This is a genomic window from Vogesella margarita, assembly GCF_028548475.1.
Lineage (GTDB): Bacteria > Pseudomonadota > Gammaproteobacteria > Burkholderiales > Chromobacteriaceae > Vogesella > Vogesella margarita.
Genome location: NZ_JAQQLE010000007.1, coordinates 108,197 through 125,447, shown reverse-complemented (window position 1 = coordinate 125,447; position 17,251 = coordinate 108,197). Strand labels below are relative to the sequence as shown.

Below are 17,251 nucleotides of genomic sequence, written 5' to 3'. Positions count from 1 at the left end.
CAGAGAGCCGGGTTTCCTCGTTTTCCGGCGGCATAAAGCACTGCGGCCAACCTTGATACCGGGGTTGGATACCAGGGTTGGCCGCAATTGGCTGTTCGCACCGGGGGAGGCTACGGCTTGCCCGGCAGGATGCTGGTGATCTGCTTGCCCAGTTCCTGCTTCAGCACCTGCTGTTTCTCGCCTTCGGTTTTCTTGCCCTTGACCATGGCGTTGAAGTCCAGCGAGTACACCGGCTGCTGCAGCGGGCCGGTGATCTTTAGCGGGATGCTGATGCCGCCCAGCTTGGCGAAGGCGCTGGGGTTGGCCTGCACGTCCAGCGTGTAGTCGATGATGCTCTGCGTCAGGTCGAACTTGCCGCTGCCGCGGACATTGACCAGCGACGACGCCAGCTTCATGTCCTGGTTGCGTGCCACGCCGTCCTGCAGCTCAAACTGTGCCGACAGGGCGGAGAAGGTGGTCTTCTGGTCCGGTGCGGTGCTGACCGGGCCACTCCAGCGTTCGCTCTCGCCGGGCAGGTCGCGCAGCGCGGCAACGAGGTCGATACCGGTCAGCGCGCCGCGCTCCAGTCGTGCGGCGACCTTGCCGTTGAGGGTGTTGCGCAGCGCCTGCAGCGACTGCCCCTTCGCCTCCAGCTGCACCCAGCCGTTGCCGCTGCCTTCGATGCGGCTGAAGGCGAACAGGTCCAGCATCAGCGGCCGGATCTGCATCCCGGTCAGCTCCTGCTGCAGCGTCAGGCGCGGTACGCGCTCGCGGAACAGCGTGGCGCGGCCGGTGAGGTGGCCTTCGTAGATGTCGGCGGTGAGGTTGTCCAGCTGCAGCTGCTGCGGAGTGCCGGCGACGTCGGCGTTAATGCCGTTGATGCGGAAATTGCCGAATGCCAGCTCGCCGATGGCCAGCTTGCCCTGCACATTGATGAAGTCCATCCAGTCGAGGCGGAACGGCTTGTCGTTCTGGAACAGCGCCACCGCCTGCTCCGCCTTCTGTTCCGGCAGGTAGCGGTTGAGGTCGAGCTTGCCGATCGACAGCGTCGCCTCGTGGCGCGGCGCGACAAAGCCGTACTGGGTGATGGTGGAGGCAAGCTTGGCGCCGTCCAGATCGCCGCTGACGCGCAGGTTGAGGCGGCTGTCGGCGAGGTCGCCTTCCAGTGCGCCTTGTAGCGTGGCGCGCAGTTGGCCGCGCGGCAGTTCCGGCGTCTTCAGGTGGGCCGACAGTGTCAGCGGGCTCATGCTGAGCTGGCTGAACTGGCCCAGCTTCAGCGGTGCCTGCACCACCATGTTCAGCGAGTGCGGGCCGACGCTCCACGAGAAGTCGTTATTGCTGCTGGCGGCAAACAGGCCGTTCTGGTTCAGCTGTAGCTGCGCCAGCCGGCTGCTGAAACGGTACTGCGTGCGCTGGTAGCGGATATTGCCGCTGATGCTGGCCGCCGGCGTGCTCAGCTCGCCGAGGCTGGCGCTGACGGTGGGGATCAGGATCTCGCTGTGGCTGCCCGGCTTGGTGGTGTCGATGGCGACCTTCAGCGCCTCGCCCTGTGCCAGCAGCGTGGCCAGGTTCAGCTGCAGCTTGCCGCTGGCGTTGACGCGGATCTCGCCCAGCTCCTCGCTGCTGCTGATTGCGCTGGCGCTGAACTGCGGGATGTCGATCTGGTCGTCGTTGCGGGTGAACGGCGCGGTCAGCGACAGGTTCACCAGCCGGCCCCCGCTTTGCAGGCGGCCGCCGAAGGTCATCTGCGCATTGGCGCGCAGCTCTTCGGCCAGCAGGCTGGCGTCCTCCAGCTTCAGCAGCTGGCCGTTGACGCGGTCCTGGTATTCCAGCCGGGTGCCGTTGATGGCCAGCGAATCGAGGTTGAACATGAACTTGCTCGACGGGCGGCTGCGCAGCAGGTCGGCAAAGTTGAGGCTGCCGTCGGTCTGGCGCACTACGGTCAGCTGCGCGTCGTGCAGCGCGATATGGGTGATTTCCAGGCGGCCGAACAGTAGCGGCAGCCACGCCAGCCGCGCCTCGATCTGCGCGACGTGGGCGAACGGTGTCTTGCCGTCCTGCTCGCTGACGCGTACCTCGCTGATCTCCAAGCCCGGAGACGGCAGCAGCATCGGCGAAATGGTGCCGGCGATGCTCAGCGTGCGGCCGCTGTCGGCCAGCGAACGTTCCAGATTGCGGCGTGCGCTGTCGGCGTCAAAACGGGTAAAGAACAGCGTCAGGATGGCAACGAACAGGATGCCCAGTGTCAGCAGCGTATAGACGGCGGTTTTGAGCCATAGCCGGCCGGAGTTCCAGTTCATGGGCGTGCGGTTCTGGGACGGTCAAAAAGGGGAGGGCGGTCATGGAGCGGGTGAAGGGAATCGAACCCTCGTCGTAAGCTTGGGAAGCTTCTGCTCTACCATTGAGCTACACCCGCACAAGGCGAGCGCAGAGTATACGCATAGCCGCTGCGCCTTGCAATGCGGGCGGTTCCCCTGCGCCGCCAGACATGGTATTTTCGCCGATTGTATTCCGTATACAGGACCGCCCCTGCCGACATGGCCGCGGGCGGTCGTGGCTTTCAAGGCCATGCGTTCTTTCCTGAGCGGGCGGCGGCGCGCAGTCAACCGGTACTGCGCCTGCCTGGCCCGCAACGGACAGCCTACCCGGCTGCAGTCATCCGCCAACCGGCAGCAATCATGCCGGCCGGCGGCTGCAACGAGCGCCAGACGAGCCGCCCGGTTCACCGACTCGGCGGTTTCTTGCGCAGCCGGCTACCCGCCGGCGGTTTTCGTTCCGTTTTTGAAAAGAAGTGGTATATGGCTAGATCTCAATGGGGCTCGCGCCTCGGTTTCATCCTGGCAGCAACCGGCTCGGCCATCGGCCTGGGCGCAATCTGGAAATTCCCCTACGTGGCCGCGACCAACGGCGGCGGGGCGTTCCTGCTGATTTATTTCCTGATTTGTCTCAGCGTCGGCCTGGCGCTGATGATGGGCGAGATGGCACTCGGCCGAGCCGCCGGCAACAGTGCGGTCGGCACCTTCCGCGACCTGCGCGGCGGTCGCTGGCCACTGGTGGGCTTCGTCGGCGTGCTGGTGTGCTTTTTGATTTACTCCTTCTATAGCGTGGTCGGCGGCTGGACCATCGCCTATATCGGCAAGTCCTTCGGCGGCGAGATCCTGACTTCCGACGCCAAGGAGCTGGGCAATATCTTCAACAGCTTCATCACCGATCCGGTGATGCCGCTGGTGTATCACGGGCTGTTTGCCGGCCTGACGCTGGCGGTGGTGATCGGCGGCGTGCAGAAGGGCATCGAGAACCTGTCGAAATTCCTGATGCCGGCGCTGTTCGTGCTGATGCTGGTGCTGATCGCGCGCGCGCTGACCCTGCCGGGCGCGGCGGACGGGCTGCTGTATTTCCTGACGCCGGACTTCTCCAAGGTCAGCGGTGCGATGCTGATCGATGCCATGGGGCTGGCGTTCTTCTCGCTGTCTCTGGGCATGGGCATCATGATCACCTACGGCTCCTACGTCGACAAAGAGGCCAACCTGCTCAGCTCCTCGCTGTGGGTGATCGCGCTGACGGTGCTGACCTGCTTCCTCGCCGGCCTGATGGTGCTGCCGGCGGTGTTCGCCTTCGGTTTCGATCCGTCGACCGGCCCGGGGCTGACCTTCGTCACCATGCCGGCGGTGTTCGCGCAGATGGTGGGCGGCCAGCTGTTCGCGGTGCTGTTCTTCTTCCTGTTGCTGGTGGCGGCGCTGACCTCGTCGGTGTCGCTGCTGGAGGTGGTGGTCAGCTTCGTGATCGACGAGTTCAAGGTTGGCCGCAAGGCGGCGGCGCTGGGCGTGTCGTTGCTGGTGTTCCTGCTGGGCATCCCGGCGTCGCTGTCGCTGGGCATCTGGAGCGAGTACACCGTGTTCGGTCTCGGCTTCTTCGATCTGCTCGACTTCCTCACCTCCAAGCTACTGATGCCGGTGGGCGAGGTGCTGCTGGCGATCTTCGTCGGCTGGAAGGTGTGGCCGGTGATCGAGGCCGAGTTGTCCGGCGGCGCACGGGCGCCGGCCTGGCTGCAGGCGATGCGCGGCTTCTGCCGCTACGTGGCGCCGGCGCTGATTGCCGGCATCCTGGTGCACAATCTGTAAACAGCCCCCGCGGCGTGGTCTCCGGCACGGAGCCACGCCGTTTTTCCGTCGGCCCGCTGCTGCGGGCGACGCCTATCATGTAGTCATTGTTGTCAGGAGTCTCTGTGATGAAGCGATTGCTCATTCTCTATACCGGCGGAACCATCGGCATGGACCACACCCCCGAGGGGCTGGCACCGGTGCCCGGTTTCCTGCCGCAACAGCTGGCGCGGCTGGCGCGCGACGGGGTGAGCTGGGAGGTGCGCGAGTACGCGCCATTGCTGGACTCGTCGGCGATCACGCTGGCCGACTGGCAGCGGCTGGTGGCCGACATTGCAGCCAACCATGACGCCTTCGACGGCTTCGTGGTGATCCACGGCACCGACACCATGGCCTATACCGCCAGCGTGCTGGCGTTCTGCCTGCAGGGGCTGGCCAAGCCGGTGGTGGTCACCGGCTCGCAGCTGCCGCTGGTACACCCGCGCAGCGACGGCTGGGGCAATCTCGCCGACGCGATCGAGGCCGCCTGCCAGAGCGATCTGCACGAGGTGGCGATCAGCTTCAACCGTCTGCTGTTGCGTGGCGTGCGCGCGCGCAAGCTGGACGCCGCGAGCTTTGCCGGCTTCGACAGCCCCAACGCACCGCCGCTGGCGCAGTTCGGCATCCAGCCGCAGTGGCACCGCGCCGGCTGGCGTCAGGCCAGCGGCCCGTTCCGGCCGCAGCTGCCGGCCAGCCCCGACATCCGCTGCGGCATGCTGCTGCCGGGTGCGATGGCAGCGGCGTTCGGCCGCTGGCTGGCGCAGGACACGCCCGACGCGGCGATCCTGCTCAGCTACGGCAACGGCAACACGCCGGCCGACGCTGAGCTGCTGGCCGGGGTACAGGCCGCCAGCACCCGTGGCTGCGTGGTACTGAACCTGACGCAGTGCGTGCGCGGCGCGGTGGCGGTCGGCGCCTACGCCGCCAGCCAGCCGCTGGCGCAGGCCGGTGCGGTGGCCGGTGGCGACATGACGCCGGAAGCGGCGCAGGCCAAGCTGCTGTGGCTGTTGTCGCAGCAACTGAGCCCGGCCGAGGTCCGTGCACGCCTGGCCGAGGATTGCCGTGGCGAGCTGACGCCGGCTGCCTAAAAAACGAGCGACGGCTTTTTCTGGATTTTATATCAATGGCTTGCGCTGTTTGTCCACAGGCCGCCCACAGCGCTATGCAGCCAACCCGTGGGTAAATTGCCGCCGCTGCCTGTTTTTTGAACAGTCCGCGGTTTACCCTTTGCCGTCAGCCAGTTAGCGCAGTTTTCCACAGCGCGTACACATGCCGCCCACACTGCTGTCCCCGCAGCGTGTGGGCGTTTTCCGTGCGGGCGGTGCACGGCGTATAATGGCGGCTTATGTTGCCGACTTATCCCGTGCCGTTACGGCTTGCCATTGTCGGGCCGGAGTGCTGCGGCAAGAGCACCCTGGCCGCCGAGCTGCACGATGCCTTGCGGGCGCAAGGCATCGCCGCCGCGTGGGTGCCGGAGTACGCGCGCGAGTATTACGCCGCGCGCGCCTACCACGTCAGCCCCGCCGACATCCTGGCGATTGCCCGTGGCCAGCTGGCGGCCGAAGCCGCCGCTGCGGAGGCGGGCGCGCAAGTGCTGCTGTGCGATAGCACGGTGCTGACCTGCCGCATCTGGGCCGAGGTGGCGTTCGGCAAGGCCGAGCCAGCGCTGCGGGCGCTGGACCGGCCGCAGGACTACGCGCTGACGCTGCTGGCCTGTCCCGACATCCCGTGGCAGGCGGACCCGCTGCGCAGCCATCCGCAGCAGCGCGACTGGCTGTTCGGCCTGTACCGGCAGGCGCTGGCCGACGCCGGCGTCACGCCGCTGCTGCTGGCCGGGACGCGGCAGGCAAGGTTGGCCGCAGCGTGGCGTGCGTTGCAGTCGTGGCTGCCGCAGTTGCCCAATTTTTGAACAGTCGCGACTTTTCCCTGTCTGATCAGGGGCTTGTGGTGCTTGTCCACAGCCACTCAACAGCCCTGTCCCGTTGCGGTGTGGAAAGTCCGGCGCCGCTGCACAAAAAATGGGCAGCGTGAAAATGACTAATTTGATCAATGGCTTGTGCCGCTTATGCACAGGCCACTCACAAGGCTGTCAAAAGACAGTGTGAAAAACATGAACGAAATCTTCGAATTGCGCGGTGAATACATCGCGTTGTGTGATCTGCTCAAGACTACCGGCATCATGGAGACCGGTGGCATCGCCAAGCAGTTCATCGCCGACGGCAATGTATTGGTCGACGGCCAGGTCGAGCTGCGCAAGACCAACAAGATCCGCGCCGGGCAGGTGGTGTCCGGCGACGGCTTCGAGATCAAGGTGGTCGCGGCGTGAGCGTGACGGACGACGTGTTCGACCCGATGCCGGAGGCGCCGGAAGCGCCGACGGACGACATGTGCTGCGGCAGCGGTTGCGATCCCTGCGTGTGGGACACCTACAATGCGGCGGTGCAGGTCTATCGTCAGCAACTCGCCGACTGGCAGGCGCGCGAAGCGGCACGCCAGGCGGCCAACACCGGTAACTGACATGGCCAGCATCGACCTGCACTTTCATTCCACCGCCTCCGACGGCGGCCTGCCGCCGGCCGAGGTGATCCTGCGTGCCGCGGCGCGCGAGGCCAGCCTGCTGGCGCTGACCGACCACGACTGCACCGCCGGCCTTGCCGAGGCGCGCGCCACGGCGCTGGCCGCCGGCGTCGATTTCGTCGACGGGGTGGAAGTCTCGGTGACCTGGAACACGCGCCACACCGTGCACATCGTCGGCCTCGGCATCGACCCGGACAACGCGGTGCTGCGCACCGGCCTGCAGTCCATCCGCGACGGCCGCGTCGAGCGCGCACGGCAGATGGGCGAATCGCTGGCCAAAATCGGCATTCCCGGCGTGTTCGACGGCGCGATGCGGCTGGCGGCCAATCCGGAGATGGTTGGCCGCACCCACTTTGCCCGCTACCTGGTGCAAAGCGGCGAGGTGAAGGACGTCAAGAGCGTGTTCCGCAAGTACCTGACCACCGGCAAGCCCGGCTACGTCGCGCACGAGTGGGCGACGCTGGAAGACGCGGTCGGCTGGATCCGCGCGGCCGGCGGCATGGCGGTGATCGCCCATCCCGGCCGCTACGATATGGGCCGCACCCTGATCGAGCGGCTGGTGACCGATTTCAAGGCAGCCGGTGGCGAGGCGCTGGAAGTGGTCAGCGGCAGCCACAGCCTGGACGACATGCTGCGCTTCGCGCTGGTGGCGCAGAAACACGGCCTGTACGCCAGTGCCGGCAGCGATTTCCACGCCCCGGGCGAGGGCGGCCGCGATGTCGGCAGCACCACCGACCTGCCGCCGATCTGCCAGCCGATCTGGCAGGCGCTGGCGCCACGCATCCACCGTGCTGCGGCCAACGTTGAGGAGTAGCCGATGTCGCAATTTTTCATGATCCACCCGGAAACGCCACAGGCGCGGCTGATCCGCGAGGCGGCCAAGATCATCCGCGAGGGCGGGGTGGTGGTGTATCCCACCGACTCCTGTTACGCGCTGGGCTGTCACCTGGGCGACAAGAAGGCGATGGAGCGGCTGCTGGCGATCCGCCAGCTCGACCTCAAGCACCACCTGACCCTGGTCTGCGCCGACCTGTCGGCGCTGGCCAACTACGCGCGGGTGGACAACGCGCAGTACCGTCTGCTGAAGGCGGCGACGCCGGGCAGTTTCACCTTCATCCTGCAGGCCAGCCGCGAGGTGCCCAAGCGCACGCTGCACCCCAAGCGCGCGACCATTGGCCTGCGCGTGCCGGATCATCCGGTGACGCTGGCGCTGCTGGAAGAGCTGGGCGAACCCATCCTGTCCTGCACCCTGCTGCTGCCCGGCGACGAAGAGGCGCTGACCGACCCCTACGAAATCCGCGAGCGGCTGGAACATCTGGTCGATCTGGTGATCGATGGTGGCTGGTGCGGTAGCGAACCGACCACCGTGATCGACATGACCGACGGCATCGAGCTGATCCGCCGCGGCAAGGGCGATCCGGCGCTGCTGGGCCTGTAACCCGACAAGGAAACCCTCTTGGAAGAAATGAACCTGATCCAGAAGATCGCCATCTACGCACTGCCGGTGCTGCTGGCGATCACCCTGCACGAAGCCGCCCACGCCTACGCCGCCAAGCGCTTCGGCGACGCCACCGCCTACATGATGGGGCGCATGACGCTCAACCCGCTGAAACACATCGACCCGGTCGGCACCGTGCTGTTGCCGCTGCTGTCGGTCGTGATCGGCGGCTTCCTGTTCGGCTGGGCCAAGCCAGTGCCGGTCAATTTCGGCGCGCTGCGCAATCCGCGTGTCGGCATGCGCTGGGTGGCCGCCGCCGGCCCTGCGGCCAACCTTGTGATGGCCATCATGTGGGTGCTGCTGCTCAAGCTCGCCGTGGTGATGGACAACGACTACAGCCGGCCGCTGGCGCTGATGAGCCAGGCCGGTATCGGCATCAACGTGGTGCTGATGGTGCTCAACCTGATGCCCATCCTGCCGCTGGACGGCGGCCGCATCGTGGAGAGCCTGCTGCCGCGCCCGCTGGCCTACCGCTTCTCGCGGCTGGAGCCGTACGGCATGTGGATCCTGCTGGCGCTGGTGTTCACCGGCCTGCTGTCCCCGATCCTGCGTCCCTTTACCACCATGGTTTACGAGCTGCTCGGCTTTTTGCTCTGAGCCTTAACCTGTCACTCACGGAACCCGACACACCATGTTTGCCAACCGCATTCTTTCCGGCATGCGCCCGACGGGCAGCCTGCACCTGGGCCACTACCACGGCGTGATCAAGAACTGGGTCGAGCTGCAAACCCGCCACGACTGCTACTTCATGGTCGCCGACTGGCACGCGCTGACCACCAACTACGACGAAGTCGCCATCATCGAGAAGTCGATCTGGGAAATGGTGATCGACTGGCTGGCCTCCGGCGTCGATCCGGAGCAGTCGACCATCTTCATCCAGTCCAAGGTGCCGCAGCACGCCGAGCTGCACCTGGCGCTGTCGATGGTGACGCCGCTGGGCTGGCTGGAGCGGGTGCCGACCTACAAGGACCAGATGGACAAGCTGAACCACAAGGATCTGGCCACCTACGGCTTCCTCGGCTATCCGCTGCTGCAGGCCGCCGACATCCTGGTGTACAAGGCCGGGCTGGTGCCGGTCGGCGAAGACCAGGTGCCGCACATCGAGCTGACGCGCGAAGTGGCGCGCCGCTTCAACAACCTGTACGGCCGTGAGCCGAACTTCGAGGAGCTGGCAAAAGCGGCGGTGAAGAAGATCGGCAAGGCCGGCAAGCAGTTCGAGCAGCTGCGTACCCGCTACCTGCAGGACGGCGACGGCGAGGCGCTGCTGGCGGCGCGCGAGCTGCTGGCTGCCAGCCAGAACCTGGGCAACAGCGACCGCGAGCGGCTGCAGGGCTATCTGGAAAACAAGGGCAAGATCATCCTGCCGGAGAGCGAGGCCCTGCTGACCGCGGCGTCGAAGATGCCGGGGCTGGACGGCAACAAGATGTCGAAGTCGTACAAGAACACCATCACCATGCGCGAGACGCCGGAAGAGGTCAGCAAGAAGATCCGCGCGATGCCGACCGACCCGGCCCGCGTGCGCCGCACCGACGCCGGTAATCCGGACAAGTGCCCGGTGTGGCAGCTGCACGAGGTGTACAGCGGCGACGATACCAAGCAGTGGGTGAAGGCTGGCTGTACCAGCGCCGGCATCGGCTGTCTGGAGTGCAAGCAGCCGGTGATCGAGGCGGTGGTGCGCGAGCAGCAGCCGATGTTCGAGCGCGCCGAGAAGTACCTGGCCAACCCGAACCTGGTCAAGGAGATCGTGTTCGAGGGCTGCCACAAGGCGGAACTGGTGGCGCGCGAGACGATGAAGGAAGTGCGCGAGGCGATGGGCCTGGGCTACTGAGCGCCATCCCCGGACTGGCCGCTATTTCGGCCAACCTTGCAAGGCAAAACCCCCGCCGGCGGAAGCTGGCGGGGGTTTTTGTCGGCCATGCGGGACAAGGTTGGCCGCAGTGTCGTGGATCGGGCTGCCTCAGTCGTTGAGGCCGAGGAAGCTGCGCAGGCGCGCCTCGATGATGCGCGGATTCTCGCCGTTGGCGATGGCGATCAGGCCTTCCAGCGTCAGCTCCTTGAGGTTGACCTCCAGGTTGATCAGGTTTTTCAGCTTGTTGGCGATCGGCAGCAGGAACAGGTTGGCGATGCCGACGCCGTACACGGTGGCGACAAAGGCGACCGCGATGCCGCCGCCGAGCTTGGACGGATCGGACAGATTCTCCATCACGTGGATCAGGCCCAGCACCGCGCCGAGAATGCCCATCGTCGGCGCGTAGCCGCCGGCGGATTCCCAGATCTTGGCCGCCTGCTTGCGCGCGTGCTCGAAGATGCCGATCTCGGTTTCCAGCACGTCGCGGATGATCTGCGGCTCGGCGCCGTCAACCAGCATCTGCAGCCCCTTGCGCACGAACGGGTCCTTCTGGTTGTTGATATAGCCTTCCAGCGACAGCAGGCCGCCGCGTCGTGCCGCCTGGCTCCAGCTGACGATATCGCGGATCAGTTTTTCCTGGTCGTGCACCGGCGGGCGCAGCACCCAGCCGGCCATGCGCAGGCCGGTGAGGAACTGCTTGGGCGTCGACTGCAGCATCACCGCGCTGAAGGTGCCGCCGATGACGATCATGAAGGCGGTGACCTGCAGCAGCGAGCTGATGTGGCCGCCTTCCAGTGCTTGTCCGGCCAGGATGGCGGTCAGGCCGCCGATGATGGCAATGAGGCTGATTTTATCCACAGGCTATGGTTTCCGTATTCAGGTCCAGTCGCGCAGGCGCGTGCGCAGGCGGGCGATGGCCTGGCTGTGCAGCTGCGAGACGCGGGATTCGGAGACGCCCAGCACGGCGCCGATTTCTTTCAGGTTGAGGTCCTGCTCGTAGTACAGGCTCATCACCAGCTGGTCGCGCTCCGGCAGCTGCTTGATGGCGTCGATCAGCGCGCCGCGGAAGTGCTCGTCGGCGAGGTTGTCCAGCGGGGTGGCGGCGTCGCCGTCGACGATATTGTCGATCTGCCTGCTGCCGTTGCCTTCGTCGTCGTGGAAGTCTTCGAAGTGCACCAGGGTCAGCCCCTTGCACTCCGCCAGCATCGCCTGGTATTCCGCCAGCGGCATGGACAGGCTGTCGGCGATCTCGCCTTCCGCCGGGCTGCGACCCAGTTGCTGTTCCAGCTGGTGGATGGCGCTTTCGATCTGGCGCACATTGCGTCGCGCCTGGCGCGGCAGCCAGTCCTCGCGGCGCAGCTCGTCCAGCATCGCGCCGCGGATGCGCTGGCTGGCGAAGGTTTCAAACTGCACGCCCTGTGCGCTGTCGAACTGGCGCGCGGCCTCGATCAGGCCGATGGTGCCGACCTGGATCAGGTCGTTGATGTCCACGCTGGCCGGCAGGCGCGCCATCATCAAGCTGGCCAGCTTCTTGACCAGCGGCGCGTGCTGGTTGATGTCGATGGTGTCGCGCTGGCTGTGCAGCTGATAGGCCTGCCACTTGTTTGCTACTGCCATATTTAATGACCTGTCAAATCTGCAAGCGCTTTGCTTGTCATTAAAAGTTGTTCGAGATAACTGCCGCGCGGAGTGTCGTCGTCGGGGGCGTGCCACTGCGGCAGCATCTGCGCCAGCTGCAGGTAGGCGTGGGCGGCCTCGCTGTCCGGAAACGCCTCCACCACCGGGCGCCGCAAAGTCTGACTCTTTCTGATGGTGTTGTCATCCGGCACAAAGCCGACCCAGCGCAGGCCGACCGGCAGGTAGTCGCCGGCCACGCGCTGCAGGCGGCTGAAGATCGCCTGCGCCTCGTCAAAGTTGGCCGCACGGTTGACCAGCACGTTGAAGCGGCGGCGCGCGTAGTCCTGCGCCAGGCGTTTCAGCTGCGCGTAGCCGCCCATCAGGCTGTCGGAGGACGGGCTGAGCACCAGTACCAGATTGTCGGCGATGCAGCAGGGGCCGGGGTCTTCGCCCAGCGGCGGGGTATCCAGCAGCAGCAGCGCCGCGTCCTGCTCCACCGACGCGAACTCGTTGATCAGGCGGCGCCAGATGCGCGGCGACAGCCGCGTGCGCTCGTCGACGCTGGCGGCGAGGTTGATGAGGGTCAGGCCGTGGCGGTTGCCGACCATCAGTTCGTTGAGGTCGCCGAGGCTGACCGCGACGCTACCCAACGTGCCGGCGGCCGGCAGGCCGAGGCGGCGCGCCAGTTGCTGGCCGTTGCGGTGCTCGATCAGCAGCGGGCGTTGCCGCTGCAGCGCCAGCGCGGCCGCCAGCTCGCCGGCAACACTGCTCTGGCCGCACTTGTCGGCACCAAAAAAGGCGAAGGAGGGCGGGTAGTCGTGCCGCGCCTGGCGGCGCAGCCCGGAGGCCTGATCCAGCACGCTCATGACAGCCAGCCGGACTGGGCGGCATTGAGCATCGCCATTTCATCGCTTTCCGGATTGAACGGCGAGGCCAGTTGCGCGGCGCGCAGTGCGCGGTCGATCAGCAGCTCGGCGTGCGCTGCGTGGATGTCTTCCGGCACGCGCTGGCCGTTGGTGACGTAGAACAGGCGCAGGCGGTGGCGGATCACCACGTCCAGTCCCGGCCCCAGCATCAGCGCCTCGTCGATCTTGGACAGGATGGCGCCGGCGAGGCCGTCGCCGCGATAGTGGCGCACCACGTCTTCCAGCGTGTGGCCGTCGGCGTTGGCCGCCAGCAACAGCAGGCGCTCCACCGGGCGGCCGGTCTGGTTGAACATGTCCAGCTGCGCCTGCACCCGCGCGTCGCGCTGGCCCATGCCGACGGTGTCGATCAGCACGATCCTGCGCTGCGCGAGATCGGCCAGCGTCAGCTGCAGGTCGCCCTCGTTCTGTACCGAGAACACCGGTACGCCCAGGATCTTGCCGTAGATGCGCAGCTGGTCCTGCGCGCCGATACGGTAGGTGTCGGTGGTGATCAGCGCCACGTTCTGCGCGCCGTGGCGCATGGTGGCGCGGGCGGCCAGCTTGGCGACAGTGGTGGTCTTGCCGACGCCGGTGGGGCCGACCAACGCGTAGATGCCGCCGCGTTCGATCGGGTCGTGCTGCGGGTCCATGCACTTCAGGTTGTGGATCAGCGCCGAGCGCGCCCACTTCTGCGCGACGTCGCCTTCGTACTGCGGCGGCAGCTTCTGCGTCAGCTGGCGGATCAGCGTCGAGCTGAAACCGGCGGTGAGCAAGTGGCGGAACAGCTCGGCGCGGTTGGGCGTGCGCTGCTCCATGTCCGACCAGGCGAAACCGGCCAGCTGGCTCTGCAGCAGGCTGCGCAGCTGCTTGATCTCGTCGCCGATCTGTTTCAGTTCCTGCGCCATCTGCTCGCGCTCGGCGTCGCTGTTGCTGGCAACGTTGGCCGCAGGCCGGGCGGCGGCCGCCTGCGGCTGTGCTGCGGCCTTCGGCGGAGGGCTGTTGTCCTGCACGTGGGCGAGGAAGGGTTTCGGTTCGGCGCTGGCTTTCGGTTGCGGCGGCGGTGGCGTCGGCACGGCCGGCGCTTCCAGCGGCTCCACCGGCATCGCGTAGGTGCGGGCGATGGCGCGGTTCATGCTGCCGCCAGCGGTGGCCGGCGGCACGGGGGCCGGGGTCGGCGCATTGCGCGGCGGGTGTTTCGGCTGCGACGGCGGCGTCAGGGTGGTGGCCAGCGCGGAAACATCGGCATCGGCGACGGCCATGATCTCTACGCCACCGCCCAGGGTAGGGCGGTTGGACAGGATCAGCGCGTCGGCGCCCAGTTCTTCGCGAACCTGGCGTAGCGCATCCCGTGTTGTTTTGCCGTAGAACTTTCTGACCACCATGATGCGTTAGCTTTTGCTCCCCCCGATCACCGCAATTATACGAATGGATTTGCTGTCCGGTATTTCATTATGCGAAATCACGCGTAACTGCGGCAGTGCGCGGCGCAGAAAGCGTGCCAGCAAAGGCCGTAATGCCGGTGGGGTCAATAATACGGGATTAAAGCCCTGGTTTTCGACTTGTTCCGATTGTTCCGCGGCATTGGCCAGCAGGTTTTCCGCCAGCCCCGGCTCCAGACCGCCGCCCTTGCTTTGTACTGCCTGCAGCAGAATGCCTTCCAGCTGCGGGTCCAGCGTCATCAGCGGCAGCTCCTGCTCGCCGGGGAACAGCTGCTGCACGATGGCGCGCGACAGTGCAGTACGTACCGCCGAGGTCAGCTCGTCGATGTCGGCGGTGACGCCGACGTGGTCGGCCAGCGTCTCGATGATGGTGCGGAAGTCGCGCAGGTGGATGCCGTCGGTCAGCAGTTGCTGCAGCACTTTTTGCAGCGTGCCGATCGGCACCACCTTCGGCACCAGATCCTCGATCAGTTTCGGCGCTTCCTTGGCCTGGTGGTCGATCAGCGCCTGCACTTCCTCGCGGCCGAGCAGTTCGGCGGCGTGGGTCTGCAGCAGGTTGGACAGGTGGGTGGCGACCACGGTGCTGGCGTCGACCACGGTATAGCCCAGCGTCTGCGCCTCGTCGCGCTTGCTGGCGTCGATCCAGATTGCCGGCAGGCCGAAGGCCGGGTCGGTGGTCGGGGTACCTTGCAGCTCGCCGCTGACCTGGCCGGGGTTGATGGCCATGAACTGGCCGACGAAGGCTTCGCCACTGCCCACTTCCACGCCCTTGAGCAGGATGCGGTAGGCGTTGGGGCGGATTTCCAGGTTGTCGCGGATGTGTACCGGTGGCACCAGGAAGCCGAGTTCCTGCGCCATTTTCTTGCGGATGCCGCGGATGCGGCGCAACAGCTCGCCGTCCTGCTCGCGGTCGACCAGCGGAATCAGGCGGTAACCGACCTCCAGCCCGAGGGCATCGACCGGCTGCACGTCTTTCCAGCTGACTTCGGTCAGTGGCTGGTCCAGCACCGCCGGCGGCAGTACCTCGATCTCGGCCGGCTGTGTGGCGCGGCGCGTGGCGCTGATTTCCAGCCAGCGCGCGGTGCCGGCGAGGATGGCGGCGATCATCAGGAAGGCGACGTGCGGCATGTTCGGGATCAGGCCCAGCATGCCGATCACCGCGGCGGTGAGGTACAGCACCGTCGGGTTGGAGAACATCTGCCCCAGCAGCTGTTCCGACAGGCCTTTTTCGGTGCCGACCCGCGCCACCACCATGCCGGCGGCGGTGGAGATGATCAGTGCCGGGATCTGCGCCACCAGGCCGTCGCCGATGGTGAGCAGGGTGTAGGTCTTGGCGGCCTCGGCCACCGGCAGGTCGTGCTGCACGATGCCGATGATCAGGCCGCCGACGATGTTGATCACGATGATCATGATGCCGGCCACGGCATCGCCGCGCACGAACTTGGAGGCACCGTCCATCGAACCGAAGAAGTTGGCCTCTTCGCCGATCTTGGCGCGGCGGGTGCGCGCCTCGTCCTCGCCGATCAGGCCGGCGTTGAGGTCGGCATCGATCGCCATCTGCTTGCCGGGCATCGCGTCCAGCGCGAAGCGGGCCGACACTTCGGCGATACGGCCGGCACCCTTGGTGATCACCACAAAGTTGATGATGGTGAGGATGATGAACACCACGATACCGATGGTGACGTTGTCGCCGATCAGGAAGTGGGCAAAGGACTCGATCACCGCGCCGGCGGCGCTGGAGCCATTATGGCCCTCCAGCAGGATCACCCGGCTACTGGCCACGTTCAGCGACAGGCGCAGCAGGGTGGTGATCAGCAGCACCGAGGGAAAGGAGGAAAATTCCAGCGGTTCGCGCGTGTTGATACCCACCATCAGCACGATGATGGAGACGGCGATATTGAAGGTAAAGAAGATGTCCAGCAGCACCGGCGGCAGCGGCAACACCATCATGGCAAGTACCAGGATGATCAGGACCGGGCCTGCCAGGGTGTTCAGATCAATCTTTTTCAGGAAGTCCTGCAGTGTGTTCATGCCTCGTTGCGATGACGTGCTGCGTTAGGTTTTTGGCGGCGTATGTTGCTGGCGTTTGCTTTCGGGGTCAAGTTCGGCCGGGACGTCCAGCTGGTCGGGGAAAACCGGGGCTAGACCGCCTTTCTGCTCGAAGTGTTTCAGCTGGTGGATATAGGCCAGCACCTGCGCGGCGGCGGTATACAGCTGCGACGGAATCTGCTCGCCCAGCTCGACGTTGAAGTACAGTGCGCGGGCAAAACTGGGGGCGCGCAGGATGGCGATGCGGTGCTCCTGTCCGGCATTGATGATGCGTTCGGCCAGCTTCAGGCTGCCCTTGGCGATCAGCACCGGCGCAGCCATCTGCTCATCATACTTGAATGCAACGGCATAGTGAGTCGGGTTGGTTACAATTACGTTGGCGTTGGGAACCTCCTGCATCATGCGCTTGCGTGCCGCTTCGCGCTGCAGCTGGCGGATGCGGCCCTTGACCTCGGGCGAGCCTTCCTGCTGCTTGTATTCCTGTTTTACTTCTTCCTTGGTCATGCGCAGGTTCTTGTGGTACTGCCACAGCTGGAACGGCACATCCAGCGCCACCAGCAGCAGCATGGCGCCGACCACCACCAGAAAGGTGTGTTCCATCAGCGCCACCAGCTTGATCAGCGCGCCGTCCAGCGGCATGCTGATCAGCCCCATCAGCTCGTCGCGCTCGTTCCATATCGTCCAGGTGGCGACACCGCCGATCAGCGCACTTTTCAGCACCGCCTTCAGCCCCTCGGTGGCGGCATTGACCGAGAACAGGCGCTTGATGCCGCTGAGCGGATTGAGTTTGCCGAAATTGGGCATGAAGCCCTTGCTGGTGAAGTTCCAGCCGCCGATCAGTAGCGGTGTCAGCGCCGCCACCAGAAACAGCCCGCCCAGCAGCGGCGCCATTTCCAGTAGCACGTCCTGCACGCTTTGTCGCAGCCGCTCCATGATGACCAGCGGATCGCGCAGGCTCTCCTGGTTGAAGGTGAACCAGGCGATCATGCTCTCCTTCATGGCGACAAACAGCTGGCCACCGGTGGCGATAAGCAGGGCCAGGCCTGCCATGGTGACGGCAAAGGTGTTCAGTTCGCGCGAGCGGGGGACGTTGCCGTCTTCGCGCGCCTGTTCCAGTTTCCGCGCCGAGGGTGATTCGGTGCGGTCTTCCTTGTCTGAGTCTTCAGCCATGGCTGCCTGTGCGGACCCTTTGCGTATGG

16 protein-coding genes and 1 tRNA gene are annotated in these 17,251 nt (G+C 65.7%); 9 read left to right on the top strand and 8 right to left on the bottom strand.

Translation table 11 applies throughout. The features are described from left to right. Window positions 1-110: 110 nt before the first annotated feature. Complete coding sequence (locus PQU96_RS09260; RefSeq protein ID WP_272772036.1) at window positions 111-2,279, bottom strand: AsmA family protein; 2,169 nt, start codon at window positions 2,277-2,279, stop codon at window positions 111-113. 42 nt (window positions 2,280-2,321) lie between these two features. Beyond that, window positions 2,322-2,395: transfer RNA gene (locus PQU96_RS09255), tRNA-Gly, on the bottom strand. A 382-nt stretch (window positions 2,396-2,777) separates the two neighbouring features. Between PQU96_RS09255 and PQU96_RS09250 the strand changes: the two genes are divergently transcribed. The 9 genes from PQU96_RS09250 (at window position 2,778) to PQU96_RS09210 (ending at window position 10,021) form a co-directional block, all read left to right on the top strand. Beyond that, entirely contained in the window at window positions 2,778-4,100 is a 1,323-nt protein-coding gene (locus PQU96_RS09250) for a sodium-dependent transporter (protein WP_272772035.1), read from the top strand. 107 nt (window positions 4,101-4,207) lie between these two features. Then, the gene (locus PQU96_RS09245) at window positions 4,208-5,206 is read left to right on the top strand and encodes an asparaginase (protein ID WP_272772034.1); all 999 of its coding nucleotides are present in this window, start codon (window positions 4,208-4,210) and stop codon (window positions 5,204-5,206) included. A 275-nt stretch (window positions 5,207-5,481) separates the two neighbouring features. Beyond that, a complete protein-coding gene (locus PQU96_RS09240) occupies window positions 5,482-6,027 on the top strand; it encodes an AAA family ATPase (protein WP_272772033.1) in 546 nt (181 codons plus the stop codon). Window positions 6,028-6,228: 201 nt separating this feature from the next. After that, the gene (locus PQU96_RS09235; RefSeq protein ID WP_189374321.1) at window positions 6,229-6,444 is read left to right on the top strand and encodes an RNA-binding S4 domain-containing protein; all 216 of its coding nucleotides are present in this window, start codon (window positions 6,229-6,231) and stop codon (window positions 6,442-6,444) included. Beyond that, window positions 6,441-6,635, top strand: coding sequence for an oxidoreductase-like domain-containing protein (locus PQU96_RS09230; protein WP_272772030.1), 195 nt, complete (start codon window positions 6,441-6,443; stop codon window positions 6,633-6,635). The genes PQU96_RS09235 and PQU96_RS09230 overlap by 4 nt, the downstream gene beginning before the upstream one ends. A 1-nt stretch (window position 6,636) precedes the next feature. Further along, the gene (locus tag PQU96_RS09225) at window positions 6,637-7,509 is read left to right on the top strand and encodes a 3',5'-nucleoside bisphosphate phosphatase (protein WP_272772029.1); all 873 of its coding nucleotides are present in this window, start codon (window positions 6,637-6,639) and stop codon (window positions 7,507-7,509) included. Window positions 7,510-7,512: 3 nt separating this feature from the next. Next, on the top strand, window positions 7,513-8,133 hold the full coding sequence (locus tag PQU96_RS09220; protein WP_272772028.1) for an L-threonylcarbamoyladenylate synthase: 621 nt from the start codon (window positions 7,513-7,515) through the stop codon (window positions 8,131-8,133). 18 nt (window positions 8,134-8,151) lie between these two features. After that, a complete protein-coding gene (locus PQU96_RS09215) occupies window positions 8,152-8,790 on the top strand; it encodes a site-2 protease family protein (protein WP_272772027.1) in 639 nt (212 codons plus the stop codon). Between the two features lie 34 nt (window positions 8,791-8,824). Further along, window positions 8,825-10,021: a tryptophan--tRNA ligase gene (locus PQU96_RS09210; RefSeq protein WP_272772026.1), complete on the top strand. Its 1,197-nt coding sequence runs from the start codon at window positions 8,825-8,827 to the stop codon at window positions 10,019-10,021. Window positions 10,022-10,150: 129 nt separating this feature from the next. Here PQU96_RS09210 and PQU96_RS09205 read toward each other — a convergent pair whose 3' ends face one another. Genes PQU96_RS09205 through flhB form a run of 6 tightly spaced genes read right to left on the bottom strand, consistent with a single transcriptional unit; the run spans window position 10,151 to window position 17,222 of the window. Then, entirely contained in the window at window positions 10,151-10,900 is a 750-nt protein-coding gene (locus PQU96_RS09205) for a flagellar motor protein (RefSeq protein ID WP_272772025.1), read from the bottom strand. An 18-nt stretch (window positions 10,901-10,918) separates the two neighbouring features. Further along, window positions 10,919-11,659, bottom strand: coding sequence for an RNA polymerase sigma factor FliA (locus PQU96_RS09200; RefSeq protein ID WP_272772024.1), 741 nt, complete (start codon window positions 11,657-11,659; stop codon window positions 10,919-10,921). Window positions 11,660-11,661: 2 nt separating this feature from the next. Then, window positions 11,662-12,525 (bottom strand): MinD/ParA family ATP-binding protein, encoded by an 864-nt coding sequence (locus tag PQU96_RS09195; RefSeq protein ID WP_272772023.1) that lies wholly within the window; start codon window positions 12,523-12,525, stop codon window positions 11,662-11,664. Continuing rightward, entirely contained in the window at window positions 12,522-13,946 is a 1,425-nt protein-coding gene (gene flhF / locus PQU96_RS09190) for a flagellar biosynthesis GTPase FlhF (protein WP_272772022.1), read from the bottom strand. The genes PQU96_RS09195 and flhF overlap by 4 nt, the downstream gene beginning before the upstream one ends. A 6-nt stretch (window positions 13,947-13,952) precedes the next feature. Continuing rightward, window positions 13,953-16,034 (bottom strand): flagellar biosynthesis protein FlhA, encoded by a 2,082-nt coding sequence (gene flhA / locus PQU96_RS09185; RefSeq protein ID WP_272772021.1) that lies wholly within the window; start codon window positions 16,032-16,034, stop codon window positions 13,953-13,955. Window positions 16,035-16,058: 24 nt separating this feature from the next. Beyond that, entirely contained in the window at window positions 16,059-17,222 is a 1,164-nt protein-coding gene (gene flhB / locus PQU96_RS09180) for a flagellar biosynthesis protein FlhB (RefSeq protein ID WP_272772020.1), read from the bottom strand. Between the last annotated feature and the right edge of the window lie 29 nt (window positions 17,223-17,251).